The 4,643-nt window shown below is 30.0% G+C and carries 3 protein-coding genes; all 3 read right to left on the bottom strand.

Annotation, left to right across the window (positions count from 1 at the left end; translation table 11 throughout):
- Positions 1-226 precede the first annotated feature (226 nt).
- Positions 227-3,643, bottom strand: coding sequence for a T9SS type B sorting domain-containing protein (locus ACJBCC_RS17100; RefSeq protein ID WP_407557901.1), 3,417 nt, complete (start codon positions 3,641-3,643; stop codon positions 227-229).
- A gap of 158 nt (positions 3,644-3,801) precedes the next feature.
- Positions 3,802-4,155 (bottom strand): hypothetical protein, encoded by a 354-nt coding sequence (locus ACJBCC_RS17105; RefSeq protein ID WP_407557902.1) that lies wholly within the window; start codon positions 4,153-4,155, stop codon positions 3,802-3,804.
- Positions 4,155-4,526, bottom strand: a complete 372-nt coding sequence (locus tag ACJBCC_RS17110; RefSeq protein WP_407557903.1) for a hypothetical protein — start codon at positions 4,524-4,526, stop codon at positions 4,155-4,157. Before ACJBCC_RS17110 ends, ACJBCC_RS17105 begins: the two co-directional genes overlap by 1 nt.
- Positions 4,527-4,643: the final 117 nt, after the last annotated feature.

Raw genomic sequence — 4,643 nt, forward strand, 5'->3', positions numbered from 1 at the left:
TCTGAATACCGTCTGATTACTTTGTCATTTTTGTACATAATGTTTAAAATAATGTAGCCTTTATTCAGGACGGGTCAAAATGACGCACAACGGTATCGTATAAGAATAGTAGCGGATTTTTATACACTTGCCATTCAGTTTGGTACTGTTGTTTGATTTATATATTTCAATTTCGTATTAGTGATTAAACCGCTATTATTTTTATACAATGTTGGCAACTGGCTTTTTACCTTTTCAAGGAAAAATGTCCAGAAAAAGTTTGGCCATTACCAAGGTCTGTTCTAAACCAATAATCATTTGACATCATTTGTTTACCATTATAAAGTCCATTCCAACCTAAATCATTTGATAAAATTCTAACTAATAGTTTTCCATACCTATCAAAAATTAAGGTTTCTGAATTAGGAAAATTGACTATACCTTTAATTTGCCAAAAATCATTATGACCATCGTTATTTGGTGTAAAGAACTTTGGATAATCGATTACTGTAATTTCTTCTGAATCTTGTTCGCAACCATTTTTGTCCCTAACAAATACCGTATATACTCCACCTTGAATGTTTTCGAAATAATTACTATTCTGATAATTTATACCGTCAATTGAGTACTCAAAATCTCCATCACCTGATGCAATAATTTCAATATAATTATTACCCAACTCACCAAAATTTACCTGTTGTATTTCAGGTAAGACTGACCGAATAAGAGTAAAGTCAAAAGAATTTTCGCAAATTATATCATTCTCAATTTGTGTAACAGTTAGGGTATAATTACCTTCTTCTGTTATTTCAGCACTATTGGCGCTTGAAATTAGAGTTCCATCTTCGAAGAACCAATTATATGAATTATACCCTGAATTTACGTTTAATAAAATAGATGGTTCTAAACTACATATGAAATATTCATCCTCTAAACTAATTATAGGTAACTCGTTTACAATTAAATCAATAGATGTTTCTGAATAACAAATAGGGTTTGAGACATCTTCAACTCTTATACTAATAGTTTGTGAGAAAGGTTCTGTATTTTGAAATAATATGGGTAAAGGGCTTGGAAGTGGATTATTATCGGAATCGAAATATTGTATCGTTAATTCTGTTTGATTTCCTATAAGTTCTTGTTCTATAAGCGATGTATCAAATTCGGCATATCCACTGCCTTGGTCACATGCATATAAATTTTCAGGTTGATTAATATTTGGTTGTGTTACTGTTTGCAACTGTAAAGTCGTTTCTGAATAGCAGGTCGAATTAGTATCAGTAACTCTTACGGTTATCGATTCATTAAACATATCTGAATTTGTGTATGGGTTTGGTAAAGGACTAGGTAATTCATTACCAGATTGGTCAAAGTAGCTCACTGACATTCCTGTTTGACCATTTAGGACTTGACTTTCAATATTAGAAGTATCGAAATATTCTGAGATACCATCATTATTATCGTCACAACCATAAATAGGTTGTAATTGATTTACTTCTGGTAAAGGATTTACTATTAAATCAAAAGAGCTCTCGTTATAACAATTAGAATTTGGATCAGTTATTCTAGCCGTAATAGTTTCTTGATTAAGAACTATATTTTGAATTGTATTTGGTAATGGATTAGGTAGCGGTTGACCATTTTCGTAAAAAAACTCTATTATCATTCCAGATTGATTATCTGAAATATTAGTTTCAAGATTACTAATATCAAACTCAGTTATGCCATCATTATCATCATCACAAGCATAAATATCATTAACTTCATTAATTTCTGGTAGAGGAGTAACTATTAGATCAAAGGTTATTTCTGTAAAGCAAGTTAAATTATTATTGTATGCAACTCTAGCTGTAATAGTTTCTTGTCCAAGAACAGAGTTAGACATTGGATTTGGTAATGGGCTTGGTAATTCAATTCCATTATAATCAAAGTATTTTATAGTTAGGTCTGACTGATTTCCTATTAAGTCATTTTCAATTGAAAAGGTATCAAAGGCACTAGAAATTTGACTTTCATAAACATCTTCACAAGCATATATATCTGAAATTTGATTTATATTAGGACTATTAGTAATAACGACTTCAATATTGAGAGTTTCTGTTTCTGTTCCACAAGTTACCAATGCAGTAACATTGAAATTTCCAATACTAGTAAAAGTATGGCTAGGATTATTTTCAGTAGATGTATTATTTAAACCAGACGCTGGATCATCAAAATTCCATAAAACCGAATCAAAATCTCCTCCAATTGAAAACTCGGTTGTTTGAGATAAACAAGTATTTGTGTATGTAATTAAACCTTCTAAATTTGTTTGATCTGTCTTGTATTTATAAAAAAGAACGTCTGTATTATTATTACCACTATTATTGTTTATTTCGGTACCGTTTATTTGCATTGGATAACTTTCGAAGAAAGCACTTAAATATATATCATTATCAACAATTAAAATTGGTCCTGGACCATCTTCATATTCTGAAGTTGGATAATAGTTTTCTCCAGTAGAATGTAAAATAAATTCTTTTTCAAAACTTGGAAGATTAACTTTAAATAATACTAAATCTTCATTATAAAAATTGTTAGTTATGGTTGATTCTATTGTTTGATTACTAAAAGTCAAAGTCGATTTAAAACTTGTTAATATAAAGAGCTCATCGTTCTTATGATACATATAGCCATTGCTTATATTGTCAGTTCTCCAATTACCTCCAATAGTAGGCAATGGTAGACTAGAACAATTATCAATTGTTGTTATATTTTCAAGATTTCCATCACTAGAAGAAAATTCAGTCAAGATACTTCCAAAATAACAGTTGCCAACGGTCAAAACATTTCCTAATACTTCTACAGTATTTGAATAACTTCCCCATAAATATAATTTATCATTGGTATTATTGTAATATAAGTTTGAGGCATTATATCTATAATCATAAACTGAAGAATTTGATATTTCCTTAATCCATTGTAAGTTTAAATCTGGATTTATTTTAGTTATATGAGTGTAATTATATGATGAATAAGAGCTTCCTGTTAAATATAAATTGCCATTATTATCAATATCGGAATCTATGAGTATATCTTCTGCATTATCGCCAAATTGATTCGCATCAATCAAACCTCCGTCTAAATCGAATTTAGCAATGTAATAATCTTCTGGATTTGCAGTTAAACTGATTTCATTGTTTATATTGATTGTAGATAAAAAACGCCCTACTACAAAAATAGTATTGTTCCAATAATGTATGTTTATTCCTATTTGTTGTCCACCAATAGGTCTACTCCATAATAGTTGGCCTTGAGCACTTATTTTTACAACACTCATTCCAGGCACAATAGTTATACTTCCAATATTAACTTGGCCTTGATCATTATTTACTATTACATATACATTATCTTGCTCATCCACGGCAGTTTTATACGCTTCGATATCGTCATATTCATCCAAAAAATTATAAGACCAAATTAAATTACAATTAAAATCATATTTATAAATTACACCTTCGTCAAAGTTTGATTGGGTAGTTGTGAAAATAATTCCATCTGAAACTTTTTCAATATCTTCAGGATAGTCATGAACCCAACCTCCTATATTCTGGGCACAATCAAAACATTGAGCATAAGAGAAAATAGTAAATGTTAAAAATAGGATAAGTAGTTTAAATTTCATTTCGGTTTTGAGCTTGTTGCCAACGGTTTTGTATATGGTTTGTTGCGTGGTTTAAGCAACTAATTTAGTAAATAATTACCGACCAAGAAAGTCCGCGAGGACTTTCGTAAGTAGGCGAGAAGCTAGCAATAAATTATATACGGTGTTGGCAATAGTTTTTATTCAGCTTTTACTTTTTCAGTCAGATTATTAATTATTTTTCTCAATTCCGTTTCTTTAGTCAATGCGAAAATGTCTAATAAATAACTAATACTTTCCACTTCCCAAGCATTTTGTAAAATATTCCGTTCGTATTTTTTCATCAGTTTGTTCAGACTTGATTTATTAACAGTTCCGTCAACTAATTTTTCTAATACACTTATAAATTCATTTAAGGTTTCGAACGATATTTGCCAATCTCTTTCCGCTTGGAATATTTTTTCCGCAATACTTTTGTCAGTTTCATTCTCAAATCGATTTTCTTCGATAAGGTCAAATAATTTGTCAAAAGTCAGTAGCGAAATTTCAGCCATTATTCTTTAATTCTTATTAAACCAAATTTATGTTTTCCATAACTATTCGTTAGTGTTCCTAATAATGTGTCTTGATTTTTGGATAGTTTGTAATCAATTAAAATATTATCTTCAGTATCAACTTGTTTACCTAGAGAATCCCAAATAAAAGTTTGATAAGTAAATTCAATTTTTGATTCTGTCGCTTTCCATTCAACGTTCGCATTATCCTCGTCTATAAAAACAAGACTATCTGGATAAAATTCCCAAGAAATTTTCTCGTTTTCAGTTTCGTACCACTTTCCGTTCAGTTTTTTTTCAGCTGAATTTTGACCACAAGCAATAATTAGAATGAAAGTCAATAAAATTGGTATGTAAAGTAGTTTCTTCAAAATTATTGCCAACGGTCTTGTGTATGGAAAGTTGCGTTTTTGTGTGCGAGGAATTTCCGAAGGAAATTCAGACGTAACAAAAATGCAACTACCTTGGGTTAAGCACTAATTTAGCAA

The organism is Winogradskyella sp. 4-2091 (assembly GCF_045765065.1).
GTDB lineage: Bacteria > Bacteroidota > Bacteroidia > Flavobacteriales > Flavobacteriaceae > Winogradskyella.